The 25,944-nt window shown below is 64.0% G+C and carries 22 protein-coding genes and 1 pseudogene; 4 read left to right on the top strand and 19 right to left on the bottom strand.

Annotation, left to right across the window (positions count from 1 at the left end):
- Window positions 1–35: 35 nt before the first annotated feature.
- The 3 genes from preA to hydA form a co-directional block, all read right to left on the bottom strand.
- Window positions 36–1,310: an NAD-dependent dihydropyrimidine dehydrogenase subunit PreA gene (gene preA / locus PC358_RS00190; RefSeq protein WP_033696706.1), complete on the bottom strand. Its 1,275-nt coding sequence runs from the start codon at window positions 1,308–1,310 to the stop codon at window positions 36–38.
- Window positions 1,311–2,678, bottom strand: a complete 1,368-nt coding sequence (locus tag PC358_RS00195) for an NAD(P)-dependent oxidoreductase (RefSeq protein WP_033696707.1) — start codon at window positions 2,676–2,678, stop codon at window positions 1,311–1,313.
- A gap of 106 nt (window positions 2,679–2,784) precedes the next feature.
- Window positions 2,785–4,224 (bottom strand): dihydropyrimidinase, encoded by a 1,440-nt coding sequence (hydA, locus tag PC358_RS00200; protein WP_033696708.1) that lies wholly within the window; start codon window positions 4,222–4,224, stop codon window positions 2,785–2,787.
- A gap of 616 nt (window positions 4,225–4,840) precedes the next feature.
- Between hydA and PC358_RS00205 the strand changes: the two genes are divergently transcribed.
- A complete protein-coding gene (locus tag PC358_RS00205; RefSeq protein ID WP_033696709.1) occupies window positions 4,841–6,331 on the top strand; it encodes an NCS1 family nucleobase:cation symporter-1 in 1,491 nt (496 codons plus the stop codon).
- 45 nt (window positions 6,332–6,376) lie between these two features.
- Window positions 6,377–7,660 (top strand): Zn-dependent hydrolase, encoded by a 1,284-nt coding sequence (locus PC358_RS00210; RefSeq protein ID WP_033696711.1) that lies wholly within the window; start codon window positions 6,377–6,379, stop codon window positions 7,658–7,660.
- Window positions 7,661–7,780: 120 nt separating this feature from the next.
- Here the strand turns inward: PC358_RS00210 and PC358_RS00215 are convergent, their stop codons facing one another.
- The 5 genes and pseudogenes from PC358_RS00215 to nhaB all read right to left on the bottom strand — a co-directional run bounded on the left by PC358_RS00215 (window position 7,781) and on the right by nhaB (window position 11,806).
- A complete protein-coding gene (locus tag PC358_RS00215; RefSeq protein ID WP_033696712.1) occupies window positions 7,781–8,740 on the bottom strand; it encodes a ribonuclease Z in 960 nt (319 codons plus the stop codon).
- Between the two features lie 17 nt (window positions 8,741–8,757).
- On the bottom strand, window positions 8,758–9,204 hold the full coding sequence (locus tag PC358_RS28335) for an NUDIX hydrolase (RefSeq protein ID WP_050506093.1): 447 nt from the start codon (window positions 9,202–9,204) through the stop codon (window positions 8,758–8,760).
- Window positions 9,199–9,498 (bottom strand): annotated as a pseudogene (locus tag PC358_RS28340) (NIPSNAP family protein); the annotation flags it as partial. The gene PC358_RS28335 and the pseudogene PC358_RS28340, both read right to left, overlap by 6 nt.
- Before the next feature lie 81 nt (window positions 9,499–9,579).
- Window positions 9,580–10,131, bottom strand: coding sequence for a lipocalin family protein (locus tag PC358_RS00230; protein ID WP_077068357.1), 552 nt, complete (start codon window positions 10,129–10,131; stop codon window positions 9,580–9,582).
- A gap of 172 nt (window positions 10,132–10,303) precedes the next feature.
- A complete protein-coding gene (gene nhaB, locus PC358_RS00235) occupies window positions 10,304–11,806 on the bottom strand; it encodes a sodium/proton antiporter NhaB (RefSeq protein ID WP_033696714.1) in 1,503 nt (500 codons plus the stop codon).
- A 151-nt stretch (window positions 11,807–11,957) separates the two neighbouring features.
- On the opposite strand from nhaB, the gene PC358_RS00240 reads away from it, so the two are divergent.
- Both PC358_RS00240 and nudC read left to right on the top strand, forming a co-directional pair.
- Window positions 11,958–12,770 (top strand): crotonase/enoyl-CoA hydratase family protein, encoded by an 813-nt coding sequence (locus tag PC358_RS00240; protein ID WP_033696715.1) that lies wholly within the window; start codon window positions 11,958–11,960, stop codon window positions 12,768–12,770.
- A 34-nt stretch (window positions 12,771–12,804) separates the two neighbouring features.
- Window positions 12,805–13,635, top strand: coding sequence for an NAD(+) diphosphatase (nudC, locus tag PC358_RS00245; RefSeq protein ID WP_033696716.1), 831 nt, complete (start codon window positions 12,805–12,807; stop codon window positions 13,633–13,635).
- On the opposite strand, the gene PC358_RS00250 is transcribed toward nudC, so the two are convergent.
- The 11 genes from PC358_RS00250 to mnmA all read right to left on the bottom strand — a co-directional run bounded on the left by PC358_RS00250 (window position 13,603) and on the right by mnmA (window position 25,939).
- A complete protein-coding gene (locus PC358_RS00250; protein ID WP_033696718.1) occupies window positions 13,603–14,382 on the bottom strand; it encodes a TSUP family transporter in 780 nt (259 codons plus the stop codon). The genes nudC and PC358_RS00250 overlap by 33 nt on opposite strands.
- 143 nt (window positions 14,383–14,525) lie before the next feature.
- Window positions 14,526–15,356, bottom strand: coding sequence for an alpha/beta fold hydrolase (locus PC358_RS00255; RefSeq protein WP_033696719.1), 831 nt, complete (start codon window positions 15,354–15,356; stop codon window positions 14,526–14,528).
- Between the two features lie 182 nt (window positions 15,357–15,538).
- The gene (locus PC358_RS00260) at window positions 15,539–16,885 is read right to left on the bottom strand and encodes a glutamine synthetase family protein (protein ID WP_077068516.1); all 1,347 of its coding nucleotides are present in this window, start codon (window positions 16,883–16,885) and stop codon (window positions 15,539–15,541) included.
- A 15-nt stretch (window positions 16,886–16,900) separates the two neighbouring features.
- A complete protein-coding gene (locus PC358_RS00265) occupies window positions 16,901–17,452 on the bottom strand; it encodes a helix-turn-helix domain-containing protein (protein ID WP_033696721.1) in 552 nt (183 codons plus the stop codon).
- Window positions 17,445–18,734: an NAD(P)/FAD-dependent oxidoreductase gene (locus tag PC358_RS00270; RefSeq protein WP_033696722.1), complete on the bottom strand. Its 1,290-nt coding sequence runs from the start codon at window positions 18,732–18,734 to the stop codon at window positions 17,445–17,447. Before PC358_RS00270 ends, PC358_RS00265 begins: the two co-directional genes overlap by 8 nt.
- A 108-nt stretch (window positions 18,735–18,842) precedes the next feature.
- The gene (locus PC358_RS00275) at window positions 18,843–20,801 is read right to left on the bottom strand and encodes a DNA topoisomerase III (RefSeq protein ID WP_033699921.1); all 1,959 of its coding nucleotides are present in this window, start codon (window positions 20,799–20,801) and stop codon (window positions 18,843–18,845) included.
- Window positions 20,802–20,956: 155 nt separating this feature from the next.
- Entirely contained in the window at window positions 20,957–21,391 is a 435-nt protein-coding gene (locus PC358_RS00280) for a GNAT family N-acetyltransferase (protein WP_033696724.1), read from the bottom strand.
- Complete coding sequence (locus PC358_RS00285) at window positions 21,384–22,550, bottom strand: ribosomal protein uL16 3-hydroxylase (protein ID WP_033696725.1); 1,167 nt, start codon at window positions 22,548–22,550, stop codon at window positions 21,384–21,386. Before PC358_RS00285 ends, PC358_RS00280 begins: the two co-directional genes overlap by 8 nt.
- An 81-nt stretch (window positions 22,551–22,631) precedes the next feature.
- The gene (gene purB, locus PC358_RS00290; RefSeq protein ID WP_033699922.1) at window positions 22,632–24,002 is read right to left on the bottom strand and encodes an adenylosuccinate lyase; all 1,371 of its coding nucleotides are present in this window, start codon (window positions 24,000–24,002) and stop codon (window positions 22,632–22,634) included.
- Window positions 24,003–24,191: 189 nt separating this feature from the next.
- Window positions 24,192–24,818, bottom strand: a complete 627-nt coding sequence (gene hflD / locus PC358_RS00295; protein WP_033696726.1) for a high frequency lysogenization protein HflD — start codon at window positions 24,816–24,818, stop codon at window positions 24,192–24,194.
- On the bottom strand, window positions 24,815–25,939 hold the full coding sequence (gene mnmA, locus PC358_RS00300) for a tRNA 2-thiouridine(34) synthase MnmA (RefSeq protein WP_033696727.1): 1,125 nt from the start codon (window positions 25,937–25,939) through the stop codon (window positions 24,815–24,817). Before mnmA ends, hflD begins: the two co-directional genes overlap by 4 nt.
- Window positions 25,940–25,944: the final 5 nt, after the last annotated feature.

Below are 25,944 nucleotides of genomic sequence, written 5' to 3' on the forward strand. Positions count from 1 at the left end.
TGAAAAAGCACACAACGCCTGTGGGAGCTTCAGCCTCAGCTCGCCTCGCGATAGGGGTTACGCGGGTCTTGTGTCCAGTTCAGGTAAGGCTTGCCGGTATCCTGCGCCACCATGTCGATGCAGTTTTCCACCGGGCAGGTGATCTGGCACAGGTTACAGCCCACGCATTCCTCCTCGATCACGCTGTAGATGTGGGTGCCATCAGCCTTGGCCGTGCTGGCAATGGCCTGGTGCGACGTATCTTCGCAGGCGATGTGGCAGCGCCCGCAACCGATGCAGGCGTCCTGGTCGATGTGTGCCACTGACTTGTAGTTGATGTCCAGGTACTTCCAGTCGGTGGTATGCCCCACGGCCTGGCCTCTGAACGCCTCCAGGTTGCGGTGCCCATGCTGGTCCATCCAGCGGGCCAGGCCGTCTTTCATGTCTTCGACGATACGGAACCCATGCAGCATCGCGGCCGTGCACACCTGCACGGCGCCGCTGCCCAGGGCGATGAACTCGGCAGCGTCACGCCAGTTGCCGATACCGCCGATGCCGCAAATCGGCAAGCCACGTGTCTCGGGGTCGCGGGCAATCTCCGCGACCATGTTCAGGGCGATCGGTTTGACCGCCGAACCGCAGTAACCGCCATGGGTGCTCTGGTCGCCGACGATGGGGTGGGCCACCATGCGGTCCAGGTCAACGCTGGTGATCGAGTTGATGGTGTTGATCAACGACACCGCATCCGCCCCGCCGCGGTGCGCGGCGCGGGCCGACTGGCGAATGTCGGTGATGTTCGGCGTGAGCTTGACGATCACCGGCAGGGCGCAATAAGTCTTGCACCAGCGGGTGACCATCTCCACATACTCCGGCACCTGGCCGACCGCCGCGCCCATGCCACGTTCAGGCATGCCGTGGGGGCAGCCGAAGTTCAGTTCGATGCCATCGGCGCCCGTGGCCTCCACCAGGGGCAGGATGAACTTCCACGATTGTTCCTCGCACGGCACCATCAGCGACACGATCAACGCGCGGTCGGGCCAGTCCTTCTTCACCTGGGTGATCTCACGCAGGTTGATCTCCAGCGAGCGGTCGGTGATCAGCTCGATGTTGTTGATACCCTGCACCTGGCGGTTGGCGCCGTAGTGCGCTGAGTAGCGCGACGACACGTTGACCGCCGCCGGGTCCTCGCCCAGGGTCTTCCAGACCACGCCGCCCCAGCCGGCCTCGAACGCGCGGACCACGTTGTAGGCCTTGTCGGTGGGTGGCGCCGATGCCAGCCAGAAAGGATTGGGCGCCTTGATACCGGCGAATTCGATAGACAAGTCGGCCATTTACGCAGCCTCCACATTGAGCATGAGTTGGGCATGGATGGCTTCAGCGGCCAGCTTGCCGTGTTGCACGGCCTGGACGGTGAGGTCCTGGCCCAGGGCGGTGCAGTCGCCCCCCGCGTAGACACCCGCAAGGCTGGTGCGCATGTGCGCATCGACGTGGATGCGTTCACCGTCGCGGGCCAGTTGCGCGGCCACGGGGTCGATGAGGCTGGCGTCGTCGAAGCGCTGGCCGATGGCCTTGAAGATCGCATCGGCGGCCAGTTCGAAGGTTTCGCCGGTGTCGCGCAGGCGCCCATCCGCCAGTGCCGTGCGGGCGAAGCGCATGCCGCGCACCTTGCCGGCGTCATCCAGCAACACGGCATCGGGGCGCGCCCAGGTGTGCAGGCGCACCTGGTTGGCCTTGGCGATGTCCTGCTCGTGGTCGGTGGCGCCCATGTCGGCGTGGCCGCGGCGGTACACCAGGTTGACGTCACGGGCGCCCAGGCGGCTCATCTGCACGGCCATGTCGATGGCGGTGTTACCGGCGCCGATCACCAGGCAGCGGTCGGCCAGCGGCAGTTGGCTCAGGTCGTCGGCCTGGCGCAGTTCGCGGATGTATGCAGTGGCGGCGAGCACGCCGGGCGCCTCTTCATCGGCCAGGCCGAGCTGACGCACCGCATTCAGGCCAAGGCCCAGGAATACTGCATCGTACTGATCGCGCAGCTCGCCCAGGCTGAGGTTGCTACCCAGGCGTTGACCGTGGCGGATTTCGATGCCGCCAATACCCAACAGGAATTCCACCTCGCGCTGGGCGTAGTCGTCCACCAGCTTGTAGCGGGCGATGCCGTACTCGTTGAGGCCACCGGCCTTGTCGCAGGCTTCGAAGACCACTACGTCGTGCCCATGCATGGCCAGGCGGTGCGCGCAGGACAACCCGGCCGGGCCTGCGCCGACCACGGCGATGCGCTTGCCGGTGGCCGGCGAGCGGGTGAAGGGGTGCTCGGTGAAGTGGGCGTTGTCCAAGGCATAGCGCTGCAGTTGGCCGATCAGCACCGGTGCGCATTCCTGGGCGTTGTTGCGCACGCAGGCTTGCTGGCAGAGGATTTCGGTCGGGCACACACGGGCACAGCTGCCGCCGAGGATATTCGCCGACAGAATGCGTTCGGCAGCGCCTTGCAGGTTCTCGTCACTGATGCGGTGGATGAACGAGGGGATGTCGATTTCGCTTGGGCAGGCATTGACGCAGGGGGCGTCGTAGCAATACAGGCAGCGGGCGCTTTCCACGGCGGCCTGGCGGGCGGTGAGGGGCGGGGCGAGGTCGCCGAAGCGCTCGGCCAACTGGTCGGCGCCGGCCCGGGGGCGCGGCAAGTGGTTCAGGGCATCGATCACGGTTGTTAGCCTCTCTTTTCTTTTTTGGATGTGGCAGTCAACGGCAATACGGCGCCGCCCGGCCTCTTCAGGGCCGGTACGGCAGTGCGGGTGCTGTGGGTAAGGCTCAGCGCTGGACGGGTGTCGGGCGCTGCTGCTCGGCGCGTCGGCCCAACACCTCGTACACCGAGGGGTAGGCCGGGCGCTCCACGTAACGGCCGGCGCCAGGTTCGGCGCGCAGGTCGCCATCGGCCCAGACCACACGGCCCTGGCTGATGGTGTGGCTGGGGATGCCGCGCACGGTGCGGCCTTCGAAAATGTTGAAGTCCACGCGCTGGTGGTGGGTCTGCGCCGAGATCAATCGCGTGCCCTCTGGGTCCCACAGCACCAGGTCGGCATCGGCACCGACGCGGATGGCGCCCTTGCGCGGGAACAGGTTGAAGATCTTCGCGGTGTTGGTGGAAGTCAGTGCGACGAACTCCTGCATCGACAGGCGCCCACTGTTGACCCCGGCATCCCACAGCACGGCCATGCGGTCCTCGATACCGGCGGTGCCATTGGGGATGCGGCTGAAGTCGTCGCGGCCCATAGCCTTCTGCTCGGCGCAGAAACAGCAGTGGTCGGTGGCGGTGGTGTGCAGGTTGCCCGATTGCAGGCCGCGCCACAGGGCTTCCTGGTGTTCCCGTGGGCGGAAGGGCGGGCTCATCACGTAGCCGGCGGCGGTGGCCCAGTCCGGGCTGCGGTAGACGCTGTCATCGAGCAGCAGGTGGCCGGGCAGTACTTCACCGTACACCGGCTGGCCTTTGGCCCGGGCATAGGTGATCTCGTCCAGCGCTTCGCGGCTTGAGATGTGCACCACATACAGCGGTGTACCGATGGTTTCGGCAATGCGGATGGCGCGGCTGGCGGCTTCGCCTTCGACCTGCGAAGGGCGCGACAGGGGGTGTGCCTCGGGGCCCGTCATGCCCTGGGCCAGCAGTTTTTTCTGCAGGTGGTAGACCAGTTCGCCGTTCTCGGCATGCACGGTGGGCACCGCGCCCAGTTGCAGGCAGCGCTCGAAGCTGGCCACCAGCGTGTCGTCGGCGGCCATGATGGCGTTCTTGTAGGCCATGAAGTGCTTGAAGCTGTTAACCCCGTGCTTGGCCACCAACTCGCCCATTTCTTCGGCGACCTGCTCGCTCCACCAGGTGATGGCGACGTGGAAGCCGTAGTCGCTGGCGCTCTTCTGTGCCCAGCCACGCCAGGTGTGAAAGGCCTCCAGCAACGACTGCTGCGGGTTGGGGATGACGAAGTCGATGATCGAGGTGGTACCGCCGGCCAGGCCTGCAGCAGTGCCGCTGAAGAAGTCCTCGCTGGCCACGGTGCCCATGAAGGGCAGTTGCATGTGGGTGTGCGGGTCGATGCCGCCGGGCATCAGGTATTGGCCAGTGCCGTCGAGGATTTCGCAGTCGGTGGGGGGGTCGAGGTTTTCGCCAATGGCGCGGATCACACCCTCGACACACAAAACATCGGCGGGGTAACGCTCTTCGTGGGTTATCACGGTGGCACCACGGATCAACAGGGACATGCCGTCTTCCTCGCAGGCTGACCGGTCTGGGCCGGTTCTTGAATTGTTATCGGCCAGTGGCTGAAGGGTAACTTGCAATCCTGTCAGACCTGACAAGAATGAAATTTAGATGGTGATTTAAGATTGTTCAAGAAAATAATTTATTAGCTTATAACATTCATAAATTATTGATATTAAAGGGAAAAATATACAAATCACCAAAATGGTGAGGCCCTTCACCATTTTGACGCACTTGACAAGAAGCCAAATTGGTCAAGATTTTCCATGCAAAATCAGCTGCTTGATAACCGGTTCGAAGGGCCGGCTATCCTGCTCAAAAAACCAGGCTGCACCAGATTGAAACCAAAGGCAGGGTGCAGGGGCGGCCGAAGGTGGTATGCGCAGCAGGCGAGGGGAACACCGTACTTTCGCCAGGCGCAGATAAATGCTTTGCAGTTCAGTTGATTACCTCCGGTAGGCGGCGGCCACCCGGGACGGCGCAGGCCAACCCGGCACGCAATTTGAGTACGGCCACAACCGCCAGGCCGGACCGGAGGAGCAGTACTGGTGGTGTGTGTACTCCGGCCATCGCGTTAGCCCGATGAGCAAACAATTAGAAAAACCTGGAGAAGGCCCCATGCAACAGAGCAGATCGCAAGTGATCGAGCAGGAAGGCCTGTTCGAGCTGGAGGCGGGCAGTGACGTGCTCGACAGCCCGCGCTACAACCACGACATCGCGCCTACCAAGGTGCACCAGCGCACCTGGAACAAGTGGCACATCACCGCCTTGTGGGTGGGCATGTCCATCTGCGTACCCACCTACACCCTGGGCGGTGTGCTCACGGCCTACTTTGGCCTGAGTGTGGGTGAAGCGTTGCTGGCGATCCTGCTGGCCAACCTGATTGTGCTGATCCCGCTGACCCTCAACGCGTTCCCCGGCACCAAGTACGGCATCCCCTTTCCGGTGCTGCTGCGTTCCTCGTTCGGCATCCTTGGCTCTAACGTGCCGTGCTTGATCCGCGCCGTCGTCGCCTGTGGCTGGTTCGGCATCCAGACGATGTTTGGCGGTCTGGCCATTCACCTGTTCCTCGGTTCGATGTTCGATGGCTGGAAGGCCCTGGAGGGCACCGGTGAGGTCATTGGCTTCATGATCTTCTGGGCCCTCAACCTGTGGGTGGTGCTGCGCGGGGCGGAGTCGATCAAATGGCTTGAAACCCTTTCAGCGCCATTGCTGGTGGCGGTCGGCATCGGCCTGCTGGTGTGGGCGCTGCCGCACATGTCGATGACCGAGTTGCTGGCGCAACCGCCCAAGCGGCCCGAGGGCGCCAGCGTGGTCAGTTACTTCTGTGCCGGGCTCACCGCCATGGTCGGTTTCTGGGCCACGTTGTCGCTGAACATTCCCGACTTCAGCCGCTACGCGAAAAGCCAGAAGGACCAGATTCTGGGGCAGATCTTCGGCCTGCCGCTGACCATGTTTCTGTTCGCCGCCCTGGGTGTGGTGCTGACCGCCGCTTCGGCGTCGCTGGTGGGCGAAACGGTGTCGGACCCGGTGAGCCTGATCGGCAAGATCCAGAGCCCAGGCTGGGTGGCCCTGGCCATGGCGCTGATCGTGATCGCCACACTGTCGACCAATACTGCGGCGAACATTGTGTCGCCAACCAATGACTTCCAGAACATCGCCCCACGCCTGATCGGGCGTAGCCGTGCGGTGTGGCTGACCGGCCTTATCGGCTTGGCGCTGATGAGTCACGAACTGCTCAAGAAACTGGGCTTGATCGTTTCTGACCTGAGCCTTGAGAGCGTCTATTCCAACTGGTTGCTGGGCTATTCGAGCCTGCTTGGGCCCATTGCCGGGATCATGGTGGTGGACTACTTCCTGATCCGTCGCCAGCGTCTGGACCTGGCCGGGCTGTACCGTGACGACGTGTATCCGGCCTGGAACTGGGCGGGGTTTGCGGCCTTCGCACTGCCGGTGGCGCTGACTGTCATGGCCATCGGCAACAGCAGTTTCAGCTGGTTCTACGACTACGGCTGGTTCACCGGTTCGCTGCTGGGTGGGGCGCTTTACTACGTCCTCGGCGGCGTGGCGGCGCGCAGCCCAACGCGGCTGGCCAAGCCTTTGCCGTGACCGCTTGCCAGTACCGACAACTAGAAATGCCTGAGGAGAACGATCATGACCCCAGCCAAGCAAGTGCTGCATTCCACCCAACGCCACGTCGACAGCGCGCGCCTGTGGCAATCGTTGATGGACCTGGCCCGCCTCGGCGCCACGGCCAAGGGCGGCGTCTGCCGCCTGGCGCTGACCGACCTCGACCGCCAGGCCCGTGACCTGTTCGTCCAGTGGTGCGAGGCGGCCGGTTGCAGCGTCAGTGTGGACGCGGTCGGCAACATCTTTGCCCGCCGCCCGGGGCGCAACCCCAAGCTGCCCCCGGTGATGACGGGCAGCCACATCGATACCCAGCCCACCGGCGGCAAGTTCGATGGCTGCTTCGGGGTGATGGCTGGGTTGGAGGTGATCCGTACCCTCAACGACCTGGGCGTGGAAACCGAAGCACCGCTGGAAGTGGTGGTGTGGACCAACGAGGAAGGTTCGCGCTTTGCGCCTTGCATGATGGGCTCGGGGGTGTTTGCCGGGAAGTTCACCCTGGAAGACACCTTGGCCAAGCGCGATGCCCAGGGCGTCAGTGTTGGCGAGGCGCTCAACGCCATCGGCTACGCGGGCCAGCGCGCCGTGCTAGGCCACCCGGTGGGGGCTTATTTCGAAGCGCATATCGAGCAGGGGCCGATTCTTGAAGACCAGGCCAAGACCATCGGCGTCGTGCTTGGGGCCTTGGGCCAGAAGTGGTTCGACCTGACCTTGCGCGGTGTAGAGGCCCACGCAGGCCCGACGCCCATGCACCTGCGCAAGGATGCCCTGGTGGGGGCGGCGGCGGTGGTCGAGGCGGTCAACCGCACCGCCCTTGGCCATCAGCCGCATGCCTGTGGCACGGTGGGTTGCTTGCAGGCCTACCCTGGATCGCGCAACGTGATTCCGGGTGAGGTGCGCATGACCCTGGATTTTCGCCACCTTGAAGGTGAGCAGCTGGATGCGATGATCGCCGAGGTGCGTGGGGTGATCGAAAGCACTTGCGCCAAGCATGGCCTGGCGCATGAGCTGACCCCCACGGCGGATTTCCCGGCGTTGTACTTCGACAAGGCGTGTGTCGATGCGGTGCGGGATTCGGCAGATACACTGGGGCTGGCGCACATGGATATTGTCAGCGGCGCCGGGCATGACGCGATCTTTTTGGCTGAGCTGGGGCCGGCGGGGATGATTTTTGTACCGTGCGAGAATGGCATCAGCCATAACGAAATCGAGAATGCCACGCCGGAGGATCTGGCGGCGGGGTGTGCGGTGTTGTTGCGGGCGATGCTGGCGGCTTCGGAGGCGATTGCCAGTGGGCGGTTGGCGGCTTAAAGCCGCTAGGCCCTTGGTTTGAGGTTTCAGCGCCCATGAGATCGAGCGCCGCGCGGGCGGCGCCCGATCTCATGGGCGCCACACCCCCAACGGCATGCACCTGTCAGCCCAACCCCAAATCTACCCAACCGCCACCAGACACCCATCGCGCCCAATGTGATACCGCTGCAGGTCCCGCGCCAAGGTCAAATGCCCGTGGTAATGGGCCAGCGCCTCGACCCGAACATCATCAATGGATGGACTACGCCGCGAATCACTCTGATACCGCGCACTGAAATGCGTCAGCACCAGGTTACGTACACCCGCGGCCTCGGCAAACCGTGCCACTTGCGCCGCCGTGCTATGGCCGAATGTAGCCCCCGTGCGTTCGACGATCGCCTGGGTGAAGGTCGCCTCATGCACCAGGACATCCACGCCCTTGGCGACCTCCGCCAGCAGTTCGGGCCTGTCGTTGTCACCGCACACAATCACTCGCCGTGCCGCTCGCGACGCGCGCAGGTAATCATGCCCGTGCAGGGTTCGCCCCTCATGTTCCACCAGCAGCCCCTTGGCCAGGTCACCCCACAACGGCCCGCGAGGGATGCCCTCGGCATCCAGGCGTTGCACGTCCAGGCGCGGCCCAGGGTTGAGCTCGGTAAACACGAAGCCAACGCTCGGCACCCGATGCGACAACTGCACGGTACTGACCTGCAGCGTCTCGCTACGCCAGTCAGCCAGGCTCTCTACTGCCAGCAGGCGCACTTCGAAAGGCAGGTAGCTGTCGCTGGCAGCCAGGCTCAGCCTCACCCAATCATGCAGCGCAGCGGGCAGGATCAGGTCCAGCGGCTGGGTACGCCCGCTCATTCCGGCACTGGCCAGCAAGCCCGGCAGGCCGAAGCAATGGTCGCCATGAACGTGGGTGATGAAAATGCCGCGTAGGTCGCGTATCGATAACGGCGTGTGCAGTAGCCGGTGTTGCGTGCCTTCGCCGCAATCGACCAGGTACCACTGGCTGCCGCTGGCTTCGATCACGGCGGTGGCACTGACGTTGCGGGCCTTGGTCGGCACACCGGCACTGGTGCCTAGAAACAGCAGGTCCATGATCTGCCTCCTTCAGTTCAACCGAGCAGCGACAGGTCGCGCAGCATGGCTTGCAACCCTTCGGGGACAAGCGGGCCGATACTGTCGAAGTCGGCGCTGTCGCACCACTTGGCGCGAAAAGGGTTGCCGTTGGATTCGCGGCCTTCCAGCCACGGCTGCTGGTACAAGCTGGCGTCATCGAAGCGGGCATCGAAAACCTGCACAATCTCATGCCCCGGTGCACCGGCATAGGTGAACAGGCTCTCCAGCGTACCAAGCAAGCGTACATCGCTGATCGACTGCCCCAGTTCTTCTTCGATTTCCCGGGCGATGGCTGCACTGCCCCGTTCACCAAACTCGATACCGCCACCGAGCGGTCGGCACAGTGTCCGTTGCGTCACAGGGTCATCGAAGACGTTGACCAGGATCTTGCCCTGGTGATGGAACACGCACAGGGCAAGTGAGCGAATGCGCGGCTCGAGCAGTGGCTTGAGGAAGCTGCGCTCATAGCTGAGGATAAACCGTTGCTCAGTGGCCAGGGCCACCGCGGCGATGCATTCGGGGTCGGTCTCCGCCTGTTTGCGGTATTGCTCGTAGGCCGCCAGGCTGGGAAAACTGAACAGGCAGTAGGCAACATTGTTGGCGCCTTCGGCAGGCAGGAAGTAGCCGTGGTGCTTGCCGCCCATGCGCGTAACCAGGCCCATCCACAGGCGCGAATAGGCCTCGAACGCTGGCAGCTGGTAAGGGTCGACGGTGTATTTGACGTGGCAGGTGATCAACGGCTCGTTCCTTCGAGGGGATGCGGGGCGCACACCTTAGCTTGATTGCCCCGCGTCGTCGACGAGCAGCCGTGCGGCGGTCTAGCCCTCCTGGCGCCAGATCAGCTTGCTGGTGTCATAGCCTTGCTTGCGGGCTATCGACAGCAGCTGTTCGCGCTCCTGGTCGGTGACCGCCGGTGTGCGCGAAAGCAGCCACAGGTACTCGCGGTTAGGGTGCCCGACCAGGGCTACGCGGTAGTCCTTGTCGTGGTAAAGCACCCAGTAGTCACCCTTGGTCAGGCCCGGTGCCAGGCGGCTGAACCAGTTGTCGAACTGCACCCAGAGCTTGTCGGTCTTGCCTGGCTGCTGGGCTTCGGCGATGCCCTTGGCTTCATTCCATTGGCCGTCCTTTTCCTTGCAGCGGTTGTTGACGTCGATGCGGCCGTCCTCGCGCAGGCCGTAGTGCGCTTCGGATTGCACGCAGTTGCGCTGGAAGAACATCGGCAGGCGTGCCAGCTCGTACCAGGTGCCTTGGTAGCGTTGCAGGTCGACCTGCTGCGTGGTGGGGGGCGTCTTGTGTTCGTCGTTGGACCCGGCGCAACCGATCAGGGCAAGGGTCATGCAGGAAAGCAACAGTGCCGAGCGCATCGCCATGGCGAACCTCCTTGAAGCGGATGGGGACTTACTGTGATTCGATGCTGGGTAGGGGGAAAAGTTGTATCGGGTTGGGTGTGGGATGTTTGTCTTTAGGATTGCAGCGTCTGAGATCGAGCGCCGCGCGGGCAGCGCTCGATCTCACAGACGCAGCAAAACCCAAGCCAGGCCCTCACAACCAGTAGGTCACCGCCCACCACCCCAGCCCACCCATGACCACGGTATAAGGCAAGGCCATCCACACCATTCGGCCATACGACAGCCGGATCAGCGGCGCAACCGCCGAGGTCAGCAGAAACAGGAACGCCGCCTGCCCATTAGGGGTCGCCACGCTCGGCAGGTTGGTACCGGTGTTGATCGCCACCGCCAGCGTCTCGAAATGCTCGCGGCTCATGCCACCATTGAGAAACGCCTGCTTGACCTCGGTAATGTAGATGGTAGCGACAAACACGTTGTCGCTGATCGCCGACAGCAAACCGTTGGCCAGGTACAGCATGCCGGGTTGTTGTTCGGCGGGTAGCGCCAGTACCCAGGCGATCAGCGGGCTGAACAGCTGCTGTTGATGGATCACCGCGACCACGGCGAAAAACACCACCAGCAGCGCGGTGAACGGCATGGCGTCCTGGAAGGCACGGCCTAGGCGGTGCTCATCGGTAATGCCGGTAAACGCGGTGATCAGCACGATCACCAGCAGGCCCACCAGGCCAACCTCGGCAATGTGCAGGCCCAGGCAGATGATCAGGATCAGCGCGGCGCTGCCTTGCACCCACAGCGCGGCTCGCTGTGCCGCGGTGCGCGCGGCATCGTCTTCGGCGGCGTAGGCGGCCAGTACCTGGCGCACACGCTCGGGCATCAGCGTGCCGTAGCCGAACAGGCGCAGTTTTTCCAGCAGCACACAGGTCAGCAGCCCGGCGCCGAGCACCGGCAACGACACGGGCGCGACCTTGAAAAAGAAGTCGGCGAAGTGCCAACCCATCTCATGGCCGATCAACAGGTTCTGCGGTTCGCCCACCAGCGTGCACACGCCGCCCAACGCGGTACCGACCGCACCGTGCATCAGCAGGCTGCGCAGGAAGGCGCGGAACTGGTCGAGGTCTTCACGGTGCAGTTGGGGGATCTGCTGGTCGCTGTCGAGCGCGCTGTCTTCGCGCGGGTTGGCGCCGGAGGCGACACGGTGAAAGACCGCGTAGAAGCCTACCGCAGCGCTGATGATCACCGCCGTAACCGTCAGGGCATCGAGAAAGGCCGAGAGAAACGCCGACAGCACGCAGAACAGGACCGACAGCAGCGCTTTCGAGCGCACGCCAAGCAGGATCCGCGAGAACAGGAACAGCAGCAGTTCCTTCATGAAGTGAATACCGGCAACCATGAACATCAGCAGCAGGATCACCGGAAAGTTGTGCTGCAGTTCTTCGTACAGCGCCTGAGGCGTGGTCATCTCCAGCAGCAGTGCTTCAACCAGCAACAATCCGCCAGGCATCAGCGGGTAGCACTTGAGCGCCATGCCCAGGGTGAAGATGAATTCGATCACCAGCACCCAGCCCGCCGTGACCGGGCCTGCAGTCAGCAACAGCAATGGGTTGAGCACCAGGAACAGGCCGATGACGGCCTTGTACCAGAGCGGTGACTGGCCCAGGAAATTGTGCGCGAGCGCGCCGGCCACGGAGCGTGACATGAATATGTATCCTTATAATTCGGCAATGCCGCACGGTGCCGGATCGGGCCGCCTTAGGCAAGGTGTGCAGTCCCGTTTTTGGCACAAGTGCGGCCTCGCGGCTGGGTTACCATCCTGCGCTATGAACCCTTCAACCGCAGGAGTGCCGCACGTGACCGAGTACAGCGCGTTCAAGGTCGAACTGACCGACAACATTGCCCACGTTCAGATCAACCGCCCGGAAAAGGTCAACGCCATGAACGCGGCCTTCTGGGAAGAGATCATCGACATCTTCCAGTGGGTCGACGACACCTATGCCGTGCGTGCCGTGGTCATCAGCGGTGCGGGCAAGCATTTTTCCGCCGGCATCGACTTGATGATGCTGGCCTCGCTCGCTGGCCAGATGGGCAAGGACGTCGGCCGTAATGCGCGCTTCCTGCGCAGTACCATCCTGCGCCTGCAGGGCTCGTTCAACGCCGTGGACAAATGCCGCAAGCCGGTGCTGGCGGCGGTGCAGGGCTACTGCATTGGGGGCGCCATCGACCTCATCTCGGCGTGCGACATGCGCTACTGCAGCCAGGATGCGCAGTTCTCGATCAAGGAAATCGACATGGGCATGGCCGCCGATGTCGGCACGCTGCAACGTTTGCCACGTATCATCGGCGACGGCATGATGCGTGAGCTGGCATTCACCGGGCGCAACGTCGAGGCCGATGAGGCGCTGCGCATCGGCCTGGTCAACCGCGTCTATGATGATCAGGCCGCGCTGCTCGACGGGGTCTTTGCCATTGCCCGCGAGATTGCCGCAAAATCGCCGATCGCCGTGGCCGGCACCAAGGAAATGCTCAGCTACATGCGTGACCATCGCATTGACGATGGCCTGGAGTACATCGCCACCTGGAACGCCGCGATGCTGCAGTCCGAAGACCTGCGCGTGGCAGTGGCGGCGCACATGAGCAAACAGAAACCGACGTTCGCCGACTGACAGCTCGGGGGGCGCTCAGCAAGGAACCCCCAACATGTCAGCACGCTGGACTACCGCAGTACTCGACCCGCAGATCACCGGGGGCTGGGCCGTCGCCCGCAGCCCGGAAGGGTTCCTGGTGGACGACAACGGCGCGCTGTTCCCCCGCGAGTGGCTCAAGCGCCAGGACCTGGACGTACTGTGCGAGCATGGTATCGGTCACTTCGATGGCCAGCCGGTGTTCCTGCTCGAACTGCGCACCGCCACCGACGTGCCGGGGTGTGCCTGGCGTGGGTTGCGTGCGTTCATGCTCGAAGGCGACTTCGCCCTGTACAAGGTGCTGGGCTACGCCGCGCAGATCGGCACCTGGGCCCGCGAACACCGGTTCTGCGGCAGTTGCGGCCAGGCGATGACGCAAATCCGTTGGGAGCGGGCAATGTATTGCCAGCCGTGCGACCTGCGCAGCTACCCACGCATTTCGCCGAGCATGATCGTGCTGGTCACCCGCGGTGACGAGATTCTGCTGGCGCGCTCGCCGCGTTTTGTCACCGGTGTCTACAGCACCCTGGCGGGCTTTGCCGAGCCAGGCGAGTCGGCCGAGGACTGCCTGGTACGCGAGGTGCGTGAAGAGGTGGCGGTCGAGGTGCAGAACATCCAGTACGTTGGCAGCCAGTGCTGGCCGTTCCCCCATTCGATGATGCTGGGCTTCCATGCCGAGTACGCGGGCGGGGAGATTGTGATGCAACCGGACGAGATCGAGGACGCCCAGTGGTTCAGCGTGCACGACCTGCCGCCGCTGCCGGCCGGGCGTTCCATCGCCCGCTACCTGATCGACCTGTATGTGGCTCGGCGTCTAGGCCTGCCCGAACCAGTGCTGCCACGCTAGGCGCACGGTCAAGGCCAGCACCACGGTGATGAACACCGGGCGGATGAACTTGCTGCCGCCGCTGATCGCCGTGCGTGCGCCGAAGAAGGCGCCGACCATCACCGACAGGCCCATGGCCAGGCCGACGATGTAGTCCACCTGCCCGGAAATGATGAACACCGTCAGCGCCGCGATGTTGCTGACGAAGTTCATGCTGCGTGCCACGCCGCTGGCGCGCACCAGGTCGATGGGGTACAGCAGCAGGGTGCTCACGGTCCAGAACGCGCCGGTGCCGGGGCCGGCCACGCCATCGTAGAAGCCCAGGGTGAAGCCTTGCGGCACTTGCCATTTCTTCTTGATCGGCGCATTGGCATCCAGCGGTGCCTTTGGCGTGCCGCCGAACAGCAGGTAGACCCCGCAGGCGAAGACCACCACCGGCAGCATCTTGTTCAGCCATTCGGCGGGCAGGTAGTGGGCGATCACTGCGCCCAGCGAGGCGCCGACCAAGGTGGCGAACAGTGCCGGGCGCCACTGCGCAGGGTGGAACAGTTTGCGCTTGTAGTAGGTGAAACCGGCGGTGGCCGAGCCAAACGTGGAGCTGAGCTTGTTGGTGCCCAGCACCAGGTGCGGTGGCATGCCGGCCGTCAGCAATGCCGGGGTGGTGAGCAGGCCACCACCGCCGGCGATGGCGTCGATGAAACCGGCGACGAAGGCGACCAGGGCCAGGATCAGCAGTGTGAGGGGTTCTACGGTGAGTTCGAAGGGCATTGGTATCTGGCAGGCAGGGAGGCAAGGGTGCGGCAAACGGCCGCGCTAGAAGTGGGACATGGTAATCCTGACGAGTGGGTGTTGCCAGTGCGGGCCGTTTCGCGGGTAAACCCGCTGCCATAGGGGCCCGCACTGGCACCGCTTCAGTTGCGGATGAATGCCAGCAAATCGGCATTGATCACATCGGCATGGGTGGTGGGCATGCCGTGCGGGAAGCCTTTGTAAGTCTTCAGCGTGCCGTTAGGCAGCAACTTAACTGACAACGGGCCGGAATTCTCGTAGGGCACGATCTGGTCATCGTCGCCATGCATCACCAGAACCGGTTGGTTGATGCCCTTCAGGTCTTCGGTGAAGTCAGTCTGCGAGAACGCAACGATGCCGTCGTAGTGCGCCTTGGCGCTGCCGATCATGCCCTGGCGCCACCAGTTGCCGATGATGCCTTCAGCAGGTTCGACGCCAGGCCGGTTGTAGCCATAAAAGGGCCCTGTCGGCACGTCGCGGTAGAACTGCGCCCGGTTATCTGCCACCTGGGCCTGGAAGCCGTCGAACACCGACTTGGGCAGGCCGCCCGGGTTGGCAGGTGTTTGCACCATCAGCGGTGGCACGGCGGCAATCAGTACCGCCTTGGCGACCTTGTCGCCGGGGTAGCGCGCCATGTAGCGCACCACTTCGCCGCCGCCGGTCGAGTGGCCTACATGCACCGCGCCCTGGATGCCCAGGTGTTCGACAACGGCCGCCACGTCGTCGGCGTAGTGGTCCATGTCATGGCCGTCCCACACCTGGCTGGAGCGCCCATGGCCGCGGCGGTCGTGGGCGACCACGCGAAAGCCCTCGGCCAGGAAAAACAGCAGCTGGGCGTCCCAGTCGTCGGCACTCAGCGGCCAGCCGTGGTGGAAGTGGATGACCGGCGCATCGCGCGGGCCCCAGTCCTTGTAGAAGATCTGAACGCCATCCTTCGTGGTTACGTAGCTCATGGTCGCGGCTCCTCTGTGCAGGGGGATTGCCAAGTGAGCTATTGAGAATAGGAGAGATTCTGGTCTTGTCAGTACCGGCCCTTTCGCGGGGCAAGCCCGCTCCCACTACAATCTCCAACCTTGTGGGAGACCTGTGGGAGCGGGCTGGCCCCGCGAAAGGGCCAGCACTGACAATCAAGTCATTACAGGAACCATCGATATTCTCTGGCACTGACCTCCTGCATGAACGCCAAATGGTCCTGACGCTTGTTCTCGCAATACACCATCACGAACTCTTCGCCCAGCCCCTCATTCACCGCCGGGTGATTGCGCATCGCGGCTACGGCGCTGAGCATGTCCTTCGGAAAGTCGATACCGCTGCCACGGTCTTCGTTCAGCGGCGCAATCGGCTCCCGCGCCGCATCCAGCCCATGCTCCATGCCACACAGGATCGCCGCCAGCACCAGGTACGGGTTGGCGTCGGCACCCGCCAGACGATGCTCGATGCGTAAATTGCGCGCATCGGACTCGGGAATGCGGATGCACGCATCGCGGTCCTCGAAGCCCCAGCTCGCACGGCTGGCAGCGTTGACCATGGCGCCATAGCGGCGAAATGCATTGTGGTTGGCGGCAAAGATCGGCATGCAGTGCGGCAGGGTCGCCAGGCAACCTGCCACCGCCTGGCGCAGCGGGCGCTGCCCGTCGGCGGCCAGCAGGTTGTTGCCGTCGTTGTCATACAGGCTTACATGCACATGCATGCCGCTGCCCGGGGCTTGCAGGTAGGGTTTGCTCATGAACGAGGCGCGCAGGCCATGCTTGAGCGCCACGCCACGGGTGCTGCGGCAGAACAGGGCTGCCCAGTCGGCGGCGCGCAGGCCGTCGTCGCAGTGGCCGAAGTTGATCTCGAACTGGCCCGGCCCCAATTCCGCCGTGATGACGTTGGCGTCGACGCCCTGCGCGTTGGCCGTTTCGACCATGTCGCGCAGCACATCGCTGAAGCGCGATAGCCGCTCGATGTGCATGTTGGGCTGATCGTCCGGGTCATCGCTGAACGGGTCGCGCGGAAACTGTGGCAGGCCTTCCTTGAGTGCCCGCTCAAACAGGTAGAACTCCAGTTCGAACGCCACGACCGGGCGAATGCCGCGCCGGGCCAGGCGCTGCAACACGCGGGCGAGCACTTCTCGTGGCTCGAACTCGATGGGCGCTGCGGTGCCATCGGAGCTGATCAGCATCTGGCCCAGCGGCTCGCGCTCCCAGGTGACCGGCTTGAGGGTGCCGGGGATCAGGCGCCGCAGCGCATCCGGGTCTCCATCGTTGAAGCAATAGTCGCCAATCGGGAACAACCCGCCCTGTACCCCCAGCAGCACGCAGTTCTGTGGCAGTTTCAGCGGGCTGCCGGCGGCGACCTTTTCCAGCATGTCGATGGGGTAGCGCTTGCCGTAGAAATGCCCGGGGATATCCAGGCTCAGCAGGTCGACGTGGCGTACGTCGGGGTAGCGGGCACGGAACGCGCGTACTTCACTGAGCAGATCGGGAAAACCTGTGGTGATGGTCATGCTGTGCTCTCATCGGAAGACCCAGAGGACCCGGGTCGTCTGGTCGGTCAGGTTGGCGTAGCGGAACTGGTTGTGCGGGGGGAGCTGAAAGCTGTCGTTGCGCCGCAGCGTCACCGCCTCGGCGTGGCCTTCGCGCCAAAGCGTCAGCTCGCCTTCGAGGACGAAGCCGCCTTGCTCGGAACTGTCGTTCAGGTGCCCCTCGCCACTGCTGGCGCCAGGCGCCAGGTGGCTTTCGAGCATGGAGAAGCCGCCATTGAGGGTGGGCGATACCAGCACGTCGCTGATGCCCTCGGCGTAGTAGATCGTGCGCCGTTCACCGGGCCGGGTGACCCAGTCCAGCGGGCGCGGCTGGCCGGCCTGGTAGAAATAGGTGGTCGGCACGTGCAGGGCTTCGCTGATGGCCGTCAGGTCGGCCACGGTCGGGCGCGACAGGCCGCGCTCGACCTGCGAGAGAAAGCCCAGTGAGCGCTTGACCTTGCCGGCCAGCTCGTCAAGCGTCAGCCCGCGGTGCTTGCGCAGGTCGCGGATCAGCACCGCCAGTGTTTGAACTTCATCAGACATGGTCGCGCAACCTGTACCAGGCTTTGGCCGCGGCCTCCAGCGGTGCGGCTATCAAGTCGCCGCCAGGGAAGCGACCGTTGTCGATGCCTTGGTACAGCGTCAGCAGGTCGTCGTTGCCGAGGATCGCATCGCTGACCGCCCGCGCCCCAGCCAGGGTAGGCAGCACGCCATGACCGGAGAAACCCTGCAACCAATAGCGCTGGCCGTCACGGCCGATGTCGGGCGTGCGCTGGATGCTGCAGTCGATGTGGCCGCCCCAGGCAAAGTCGATGGCCACCCCAGCCAATTGCGGGAACACCCGTTCAAGGTAGGGGCGGGTGGCGCCGGCCACGTCCTTGGGGATGCCGCCCAGGTAGGTGCAGCCGCCGCCGAACAGCAGGCGGTTGTCGGGGGTAAGGCGGAAATAGTCGGGCACGAACTGGTTGTCGATCACGCAGCTGTTGCGCGGCAGTAATGATTTGGCGAAGTCGGCTTCCAGTGGCGCGGTCGTTACCTGGTAGGAGCCAACGGGCAGCAAACGGCGCGACAGTGCCGGGTCGAGGCGGTCGATGTAGGCGTTGCAGGCCAGCACCAGGACCTGGCTGTGCACCTCGCCATGGCCGGTGCGGGTGACATACCCGTTGCCGGTCTTCTGGTAGTCGAGCACCTGGCTTTGCTCGAAGATGTGCCCGCCGGCTGCCTCGATAGTGCTGGCCAGGCCCTGGGCCAGCTTGAGCGGGTTGAGGTGTGCACCTTTGGCGTCATACAGCGCAGCCTGGTAGCGCGGGCTGTCGATCCACTGGGGCAGCTCATCGCGCCCAATCAGGCGCAGGGCGTCATAGCCCCACTTGGCCTGGGCGTCATGCAGGGCATCCTCAAGCATCTTCACCCGCCGTGGCAACACGGCGGTCCACAAGCTGCCAAGCCGATAGTCGACATCGAAACCATGGCGTTGCGGCAGTTCACGCATTTCATCGGCGGCCCAGCACATGCTGTCCCACAAGCGCCTAGTGCGTTCGATGCCGAGGGCTTTTTCCAACGGCGGCATGTCGCATGACCAGCCCAGCAACGCCTGGCCACCGTTGCGCCCGGACGCAGCCCAGGCCACACGGCTGGCTTCCAGCAGCGTCACTCGCTTGCCGGCCATGGCCAGGCGCAGGGCGGTGTGCAGGCCGCTGAACCCGGCGCCGACAATCAGCACCTCAGTGTCGTGTGGGCCTTGCAGAGTAGGGCGTAGAGGAATAGGGGTGGGGTAGGTCTGGGCGTAGTAGGTGGCAATGTGTTGCGCGGATTGCTTGAACATGCCGGGGCCTCATGAAAATTTTTATCATTATTTTCATGAAAATTTAGCAGGTAAATTTCACGGCGCCAGTTTGTTTGTCGGGTTTTGTGGTTTTGGCATTGCCAGGGGTCAGGTTGCCGCCTTTTTCCTCGGTTGCCTTGGCTTGCCTGCGGCCGCCTTGCTTGCGGTGGTTTTGCCTTTCCCGCCGCCCCGGCGCTTCTTTTTCCAGGGCGGCGCGGCGCCGGCTGCCGGCCCTGTGATGGTCATGCGCATGCCGCTGCAGCGCTCGACCAGCTTGCCCATCCAGGCCGACTGCCGGGCGACGAACTCTTCCAGGCTCATTTCACCGCTCTGCACCATGTCCAGGGCCTGCTCCCAGATTGCCGTGGTGCCGGGGTCGGCGATAGCGCGTGGCACGGCGTCGATCAGGCTGAAGGCCGCAGGCGTCGCGGCCAAGGCCTTGCCGTGCTTGACCAGGTAGCCGCGGTCGAGCAGGCCCTGGATGATGCTGGCCCGGGTCGCTTCAGTGCCGATGCCGGTGGTTTCCTTGAGCTTCTGTTTCAGCCGAGGGTCATCTACCAGTTTGGCGACGTTCTTCATCGCCTTGATCAGGTCGCCTTCGGTGAAGGGCTTGGGTGGCTGGGTCCACATGTCCTTCAGCTGCAGGCCTTGCACGTTGCAGTCCTGGCCTTCGCGCAAGGCTGGCAGGACCTGGGCTGGCGCTGCCTCGCGGCCTTTGGCCGGGGTCAATGCCTCGGGCAAGGCACGCCGCCAGCCAGGCTCGACGATCTGCTTGCCCACGGCGCGCAGGGCATGGCCCGCACAGTCGAAATCGGCCTGGGTGCGGTCGTACTCGTGGTTGGGCAGAAACTGCGCCAGGTAACGGGCACGTATCAAGGTGTAGACCGCTTTGTACTTGGCGGGCAGGCGCGCGGGGTCGCTGGCCGCTGCTGTGGGAATGATGCCGTGGTGGGCACTGACCTTGGCATCGTTCCAGGCACGGGAGCGGCGCTGTGGCTCAAGGTAAGGCTGCAGCGGCGCAAGGCTGCTATCGGCGCGCTGCAACGCTGCGAGAATGGCGGGCGCCTCGGCGTGCTGGCTCAGTGGCAGGTAGCCGCAGTCGCTGCGCGGGTAGGTGATCAGCTTGTGGGTTTCGTACAGGGCCTGGGCGATGTCGAGGGTTTCCTGGGCGCCGAGGCCAAACTTTTTCGAGCACAGCTCCTGCAGGGTGCCCAGGTCGAAGGGCAGGGGGGCAGCTTCGCGCACGCGTTCTGTCGCCACCTTGACCGCTCGGGCCGTGCCCGCGTTACTCATATCGGCGGCAGCCTGTTGCGCCAAGGCCGGGTTGAGGCACCGGCCCTGGTCGTCACAGGCGTCCTCCGGGGCCCGCCATTGGGCATTGAAGCCTTGGCCGGCATGTTCGAGTTGCACGTCGATGGCCCAGAACGGCACTGGCACGAAGTCGGCGATGCTGCGATCGCGGTCCACCACCAGGCGCAGGGTCGGCGTCTGCACCCGGCCTACCGGCAACACCCCTTGGTAGCCGGACTGGCGGCCGAGCAAGGTAAACAGCCGGCTCATGTTCATGCCGATCAGCCAGTCGGCACGGGAGCGGCCCAGCGCCGAGTGGTAAAGGCTGAACGTCTCCTGGCCGGGCAGCAGGCGCGCCAGGGCCTTGCGGATGGAGGCATCGTCGAGTGCCGACAGCCACAAACGCTGGATCGGCCCGCGGTAACGGCAGTGCTCGACCAGTTCGCGGGCGATCATCTCGCCTTCGCGGTCGGCGTCGGTGGCGATCACCAGTTCGCGCGCTTCGCCGAGCAGGCGCTTGACGGCCTTGAACTGGCTGGCGGTCTTGGGTTTGACCAGCATCTTCCATTTTTCGGGAATGATCGGCAGGTCGGCGAGGTTCCAGCGCTTGTAGCGTTCGTCGTAACTGTCGGGCGGGGCGGTTTCGAGCAGGTGGCCAATGCACCAGGTCACGCAGACATCGGTGCCTTGCCAGCAGTCGTCGGCCTTGCGAGTGGCGCCGAGTACTTTGGCGATGTCTTTTGCCTGGGAGGGTTTTTCGCAGAGGAACAGGCGCATGGCCGCAAACGCTTCATCGGGGGTGATGGGCACTAGGATGCGCAAGCAGGGGCGCAGAGGCAAGTTTTATCTGGATGGATGTACAGGTTTTGTCGGTCGACATGTTTTGCCTGCGCTGCCCCTTTCGCGGGGCAGTGCAGGCAAACGCTTAGGGATCAGGCGATTTCGCGAGAGTCGCGCACCATGTCCACATGCGGGATGCCGGCTTCAAGGAACTCTTCGCTGACGACGCGAAAGCCCAGGCGCTCGTAGAACGGCGTGGCGTGCACCTGGGCACTGAGTGTCTGCTGCTTCAGGTCGCGCTGCTGGGCTTCGATGATGACCGCATTCATCAGTGCATCGCCCACCTTCAGCCCGCGCCAGTCCTTGAGTACCGATACTCGGCCGATAGTGCCGTCGGGCAGCAGGCGGGCGGTACCGATCGGGTAGTCACCCTCCAGGGCCAGGAAGTGCACCGCAGTCGGATCGTCCGAGTCCCACTCGAGCTCTGGCGGTACGTGCTGTTCGGCAATGAACACCGCTTCACGGATACGCCGTATGTCGGCGTTGTCCTTATGCCAGTCGGCGAGGCGCACACGAATCTTATTCATTGGCGAATCCCAGGCTTCCTTGTTTGATCAGCTGCTGTACCAGCATAAGGCCATCTTCATCCTCCAACCACTCTGCAAGGTTTTCGATGTGTAACGCGTCCGCCGCACAGACCAGCTTCAGCAGCTCACGCAGCTTGGCGGGCAGTGGGCAGCTACGGCCGCTGGCGAACAGCATCAGGTCGTCATTGAGCTCTGACCAGGCCATGCGCGCACTTGGGTTACGGATCAGGATGGCGCCATCCTCAAGGGCTTCGATCAGCTCTTTCTCGTTCAGCTCTTCACCCACCACCTGCTCCGGGTAGCGCGGCTCGGTCATGAACTGGCCGAACCAGGTCAGCAGCAGGTCCTTGTCACCCATGTGCTTGTCGAGCAGGCCCTTGAGGCGGTCGAGGGCATCGTGCTGGATCTGGTGCGGGTCGCTGACCGGCTGCGCGTCGGCGTCGCTGTAGCGCTCTTCGTCCGGCAGGAACTGGCCGAGGAAGTCGGTGAAGTGGGTCAGCACTTCGGCGGCGCTCGGGGCACGGAAACCGACCGAGTAGGTCAGGCAGTCGTCCTCGGCTACGCCGTAGTGGGCCAGGCGCGGCGGCAGGTAGAGCATGTCGCCGGGCTCCAGGGTCCACTCACCGCTCTGTTCGAAGTCGGCCAGGATGCGCAGGTCGGCGTGCTCGATCAGCGGGCTGTCGCTGTTGCACATCTGGCCGATCTTCCAGTTGCGCTTGCCGTGGCCTTGCAGCAGGAACACGTCGTAGTTGTCGAAGTGCGGGCCGACGCTGCCACCGGGGGCAGCGAAGCTGACCATCACATCGTCGATGCGCCAGCTGGGCAGGAAGCGGAACTCTTGCAGCAGTTCGGCTACTTCCGGGACGAACTGGTCCACGGCCTGTACCAGCAAGGTCCAGTCACGCTCGGGCAGGGTGGCGAAGACATCTTCCTCGAACGGGCCGCGACGCAGTTCCCAAGGGCGTTCGCCGTGTTCGAGCACCAGGCGCGATTCGACTTCTTCTTCCAGCGCCAGGCCGGCCAGTTCGTCGGGTTCGATCGGGCTGATGAAGTCGGGGAAGGCCTGGCGTACCAGCAGGGGCTTCTTCTGCCAGTAGTCGCGCATGAATTCGCGGGCAGAGATGCCGCCCAGCAGCTGCAGTGGAGTATCAGGATTCATGTTCAACCTATTGAAAAAAGGTAATTTTCGTCCGGGAATAAAAACGCCCGGCTAAGCCGGGCGTTGAACGCGACGGTCAGCTTAGATGCGTTTGGCCTGTGCTGCCGCGTTACCGATGTAGGTAGCAGGGGTCAGCAGCTTGAGCTCGGCCTTGGCGTCGGCTGGCATGTCCAGGCCGTCGATGAAGGTCAGCAGCGCTTCAGGGGTGATGCCCTTGCCACGGGTCAGCTCTTTGAGCTTCTCGTAGGGGTTCTCGATGTTGAAGCGGCGCATGACCGTCTGGATCGGCTCGGCCAGCACTTCCCAGCAGGCGTCCAGGTCGGCGGCGATGCGTGCAGTGTTGACTTCCAGCTTGCCGATGCCCTTGAGGCTGGCTTCGTAGGCGATGACGCTGTGTGCGAAGCCCACGCCCAGGTTGCGCAGCACGGTGGAGTCGGTCAGGTCACGCTGCCAGCGCGAGATCGGCAGCTTGCTGGCCAGGTGCTGGAACAGCGCGTTGGCGATACCCAGGTTGCCTTCGGAGTTTTCGAAGTCGATCGGGTTGACCTTGTGCGGCATGGTCGACGAGCCGATTTCGCCCGCGACGGTCTTCTGCTTGAAGTAGCCCAGGGAGATGTAGCCCCACACATCGCGGTCGAAGTCGATGAGGATGGTGTTGAAGCGGGCGATCGCATCGAACAGCTCGGCAATGTAGTCGTGTGGCTCGATCTGGGTGGTGTACGGGTTGAACTGCAGGCCCAGCTCGTCTTCGATGAAGGCGCGGGCGTTGGCTTCCCAGTCGATCTGCGAATAGGCCGACAGGTGGGCGTTGTAGTTGCCTACGGCGCCGTTGATCTTGCCCAGCAGCGGCACGGCGGCCACCTGGGCGATCTGGCGCTCCAGGCGGTACACGACGTTGGCCAGCTCTTTACCCAGGGTGGTCGGCGAAGCCGGTTGGCCGTGGGTGCGCGACAGCATCGGCACGTCGGCCAGGGCGTGGGCCTGGGCGCGGATGGCGTCGGCGATCTGGCGCATCAGCGGCAGCAGCACTTCGTCACGGCCGGCGCGCAGCATCAGGGCGTGGGACAGGTTGTTGATGTCCTCGCTGGTGCAGGCGAAGTGGATGAACTCGCTGACCTTGGCCAGCTCAGGCAGCTGGGCAGCCTGCTCCTTGAGCAGGTACTCGATGGCCTTGACGTCGTGGTTGGTGGTGCGCTCGATTTCCTTGACGCGTTCGGCGTGCTCAAGTTTGAAATCGGTGGCCAGGGTGTCCAGCACGGCGTTGGCTTCGGCGGAGAACGCCGGCACTTCGCCGATTTGCGGGTGGGCGGCCAGGCGCTGCAACCAGCGTACTTCGACCAGGGCGCGGAAACGGATCAGGCCGTATTCGCTGAAAATGGGGCGCAAGGCCTGGGTTTTGCCGGCATAACGGCCGTCTACAGGGGAAACCGCAGTGAGCGAGGAAAGCTGCATGGGGTGTTCTCGGACAGTCAGGCTTTTGGAAGGGCGCATATCATACATGAAAAATGCCTGTAGGAGCGGCCTTGCGTCGCGAAAGGGCTGCGCAGCGGCCCCGGCAATCTATGCTGGGGCGGCGATTCTGGGGCTGCTGGGCAGCCCTTTCGCGACGCAAGGCCGCTCCTACAGGTCCGGCGTTTTTCTTCAGGACGACGTGCGCATCATGTCGTACAGTTCGTTGAGCAGCTTGCGGCGGCTGAACACCAACTGCCAGCGATGGCCGCCCAGTTGGCGCCACAGGCGCGCGGCGCGGATGCCGGCCAGCAGCAGGGCGCGGATCTTCGAGGCGTTGCTGGGCTGCTGCAGGAAGCGCATGTCGCCGTGTACCTGAATACGCTGGCGCAAAGTGCTCAGGGTGTCCTGGTACAAGGCTCCACTGGAAGCGATGACGTTTTCATGAACCAGGCCGAAATGGTCGGCCTGCGACTGGATCTGCGGCAGGCGGTTGCCGATGGTGTCGAGCAGGTCGCCGCGCTTGGCCAGCTGGCGTTCCAGGCCCAGCATCGACAGGGCATAGCGCAGTGGCTCGCGCTGCAGGCTGCTGGGGTCGCGCTCGAGCGCGCCGACCAGGGCGCGGTAACCGTCGCGCAGGTTGAGGTCGTCACCGCCGAACACCTCCAGGGTGTCCTTGGGGTCGCGTACCAGCAGGCTACCCAGCATGCAGCCGATGTTGGCCTCGCTGGCCTGGCCGGTGCGGGCGATGCGGTCGACCAGCACGGCGGCCTGGAACACACCGCCCAGGGCAATCAATTGCTCCTGCAGGTTGCTCATGCGCGCGGGCTCCAGGGCTCGGCGGTCTCGATCACGCCGCCACCCAGGCATACCTCGCCGTCGTAGAACACCACCGACTGGCCGGGCGTCACGGCCCGCTGCGGCTCGTCGAACACCGCGCGGTAGCCGTTTTCGCTGCGCTCAAGGGTACAACCCTGGTCGCCCTGGCGGTAACGCACCTTGGCAGTCAGGCGGCGTGGGCTGGACAGGTCGATTGGGTTGACCCAGTAGATGTCCGAGGCCAGCAAGGCGCGGGAGAACAGCCACGGGTGCTCATTGCCCTGGCCGACCACCAGCACGTTGCGCGAGAGGTCTTTGTCGAGCACGTACCACGGCTCGTCACCGGCATCCTTGAGGCCGCCGATACCCAGGCCCTGGCGCTGGCCGATGGTGTGGTACATCAGGCCATGATGGCGGCCGATGACTTCGCCGTCGGTGGTCTGGATTTCACCTGGCTGGGCCGGCAGGTACTGCTTGAGGAAGTCGCTGAAGCGGCGCTCGCCAATGAAGCAGATACCGGTGGAGTCCTTTTTCTTGGCCGTGGCCAGGCCGTGCTTTTCGGCAATGGCGCGGACTTCGGGTTTTTCCAGTTCGCCGACCGGGAACAGGGTGCGGGCGATTTCCTTGCCGCCGACGGCATGCAGGAAGTAGCTCTGGTCCTTGTTCGGGTCCAGGCCCTTGAGCAGCTCGGTGAGCTCACCGGTGTCGCGGCGGCGCACGTAGTGGCCGGTGGCGATCAGGTCGGCACCCAGCGACAGGGCGTAGTCGAGAAACGCCTTGAACTTGATTTCGCGGTTGCAGAGGATGTCGGGGTTGGGCGTGCGGCCGGCCTTGTATTCTTCGAGGAAGTGCTCGAACACGTGGTCCCAGTACTCGGCGGCGAAGTTGGCGGTGTGCAGCTTGATGCCGATGCGGTCGCACACGGCCTGGGCGTCGGCCAGGTCTTCGCGGGCGGTGCAGTATTCGGTGCCGTCGTCCTCTTCCCAGTTTTTCATGAACAGCCCTTCCACCTGGTAGCCCTGCTCCATGAGCAGAAGGGCGGAGACGGAAGAGTCCACGCCGCCGGACATGCCGACGATGACGCGGGTCTTGGCGGGGTCTTTGAGTGCTGGGCTGGTCATGGCTA

The sequence above is a fragment of the Pseudomonas capeferrum genome (genome assembly GCF_000731675.1).
GTDB classification, from domain to species: Bacteria; Pseudomonadota; Gammaproteobacteria; order Pseudomonadales; family Pseudomonadaceae; genus Aquipseudomonas; species Aquipseudomonas capeferrum.

Coding starts and splice junctions, on each gene's coding strand:
- preA (WP_033696706.1), bottom strand. CDS start 1,310: ATGGCCGACTTGTCTATCGAATTCGCCGGTATCAAGGCGCCCAATCCT.
- hydA (WP_033696708.1), bottom strand. CDS start 4,224: ATGTCCCTGTTGATCCGTGGTGCCACCGTGATAACCCACGAAGAGCGT.
- PC358_RS00205 (WP_033696709.1), top strand. CDS start 4,841: ATGCAACAGAGCAGATCGCAAGTGATCGAGCAGGAAGGCCTGTTCGAG.
- PC358_RS00210 (WP_033696711.1), top strand. CDS start 6,377: ATGACCCCAGCCAAGCAAGTGCTGCATTCCACCCAACGCCACGTCGAC.
- PC358_RS00215 (WP_033696712.1), bottom strand. CDS start 8,740: ATGGACCTGCTGTTTCTAGGCACCAGTGCCGGTGTGCCGACCAAGGCC.
- PC358_RS00230 (WP_077068357.1), bottom strand. CDS start 10,131: ATGGCGATGCGCTCGGCACTGTTGCTTTCCTGCATGACCCTTGCCCTG.
- nhaB (WP_033696714.1), bottom strand. CDS start 11,806: ATGTCACGCTCCGTGGCCGGCGCGCTCGCGCACAATTTCCTGGGCCAG.
- nudC (WP_033696716.1), top strand. CDS start 12,805: ATGTCAGCACGCTGGACTACCGCAGTACTCGACCCGCAGATCACCGGG.
- PC358_RS00250 (WP_033696718.1), bottom strand. CDS start 14,382: ATGCCCTTCGAACTCACCGTAGAACCCCTCACACTGCTGATCCTGGCC.
- PC358_RS00255 (WP_033696719.1), bottom strand. CDS start 15,356: ATGAGCTACGTAACCACGAAGGATGGCGTTCAGATCTTCTACAAGGAC.
- PC358_RS00265 (WP_033696721.1), bottom strand. CDS start 17,452: ATGTCTGATGAAGTTCAAACACTGGCGGTGCTGATCCGCGACCTGCGC.
- PC358_RS00270 (WP_033696722.1), bottom strand. CDS start 18,734: ATGTTCAAGCAATCCGCGCAACACATTGCCACCTACTACGCCCAGACC.
- PC358_RS00275 (WP_033699921.1), bottom strand. CDS start 20,801: ATGCGCCTGTTCCTCTGCGAAAAACCCTCCCAGGCAAAAGACATCGCC.
- PC358_RS00280 (WP_033696724.1), bottom strand. CDS start 21,391: ATGAATAAGATTCGTGTGCGCCTCGCCGACTGGCATAAGGACAACGCC.
- PC358_RS00285 (WP_033696725.1), bottom strand. CDS start 22,550: ATGAATCCTGATACTCCACTGCAGCTGCTGGGCGGCATCTCTGCCCGC.
- purB (WP_033699922.1), bottom strand. CDS start 24,002: ATGCAGCTTTCCTCGCTCACTGCGGTTTCCCCTGTAGACGGCCGTTAT.
- hflD (WP_033696726.1), bottom strand. CDS start 24,818: ATGAGCAACCTGCAGGAGCAATTGATTGCCCTGGGCGGTGTGTTCCAG.
- mnmA (WP_033696727.1), bottom strand. CDS start 25,939: ATGACCAGCCCAGCACTCAAAGACCCCGCCAAGACCCGCGTCATCGTC.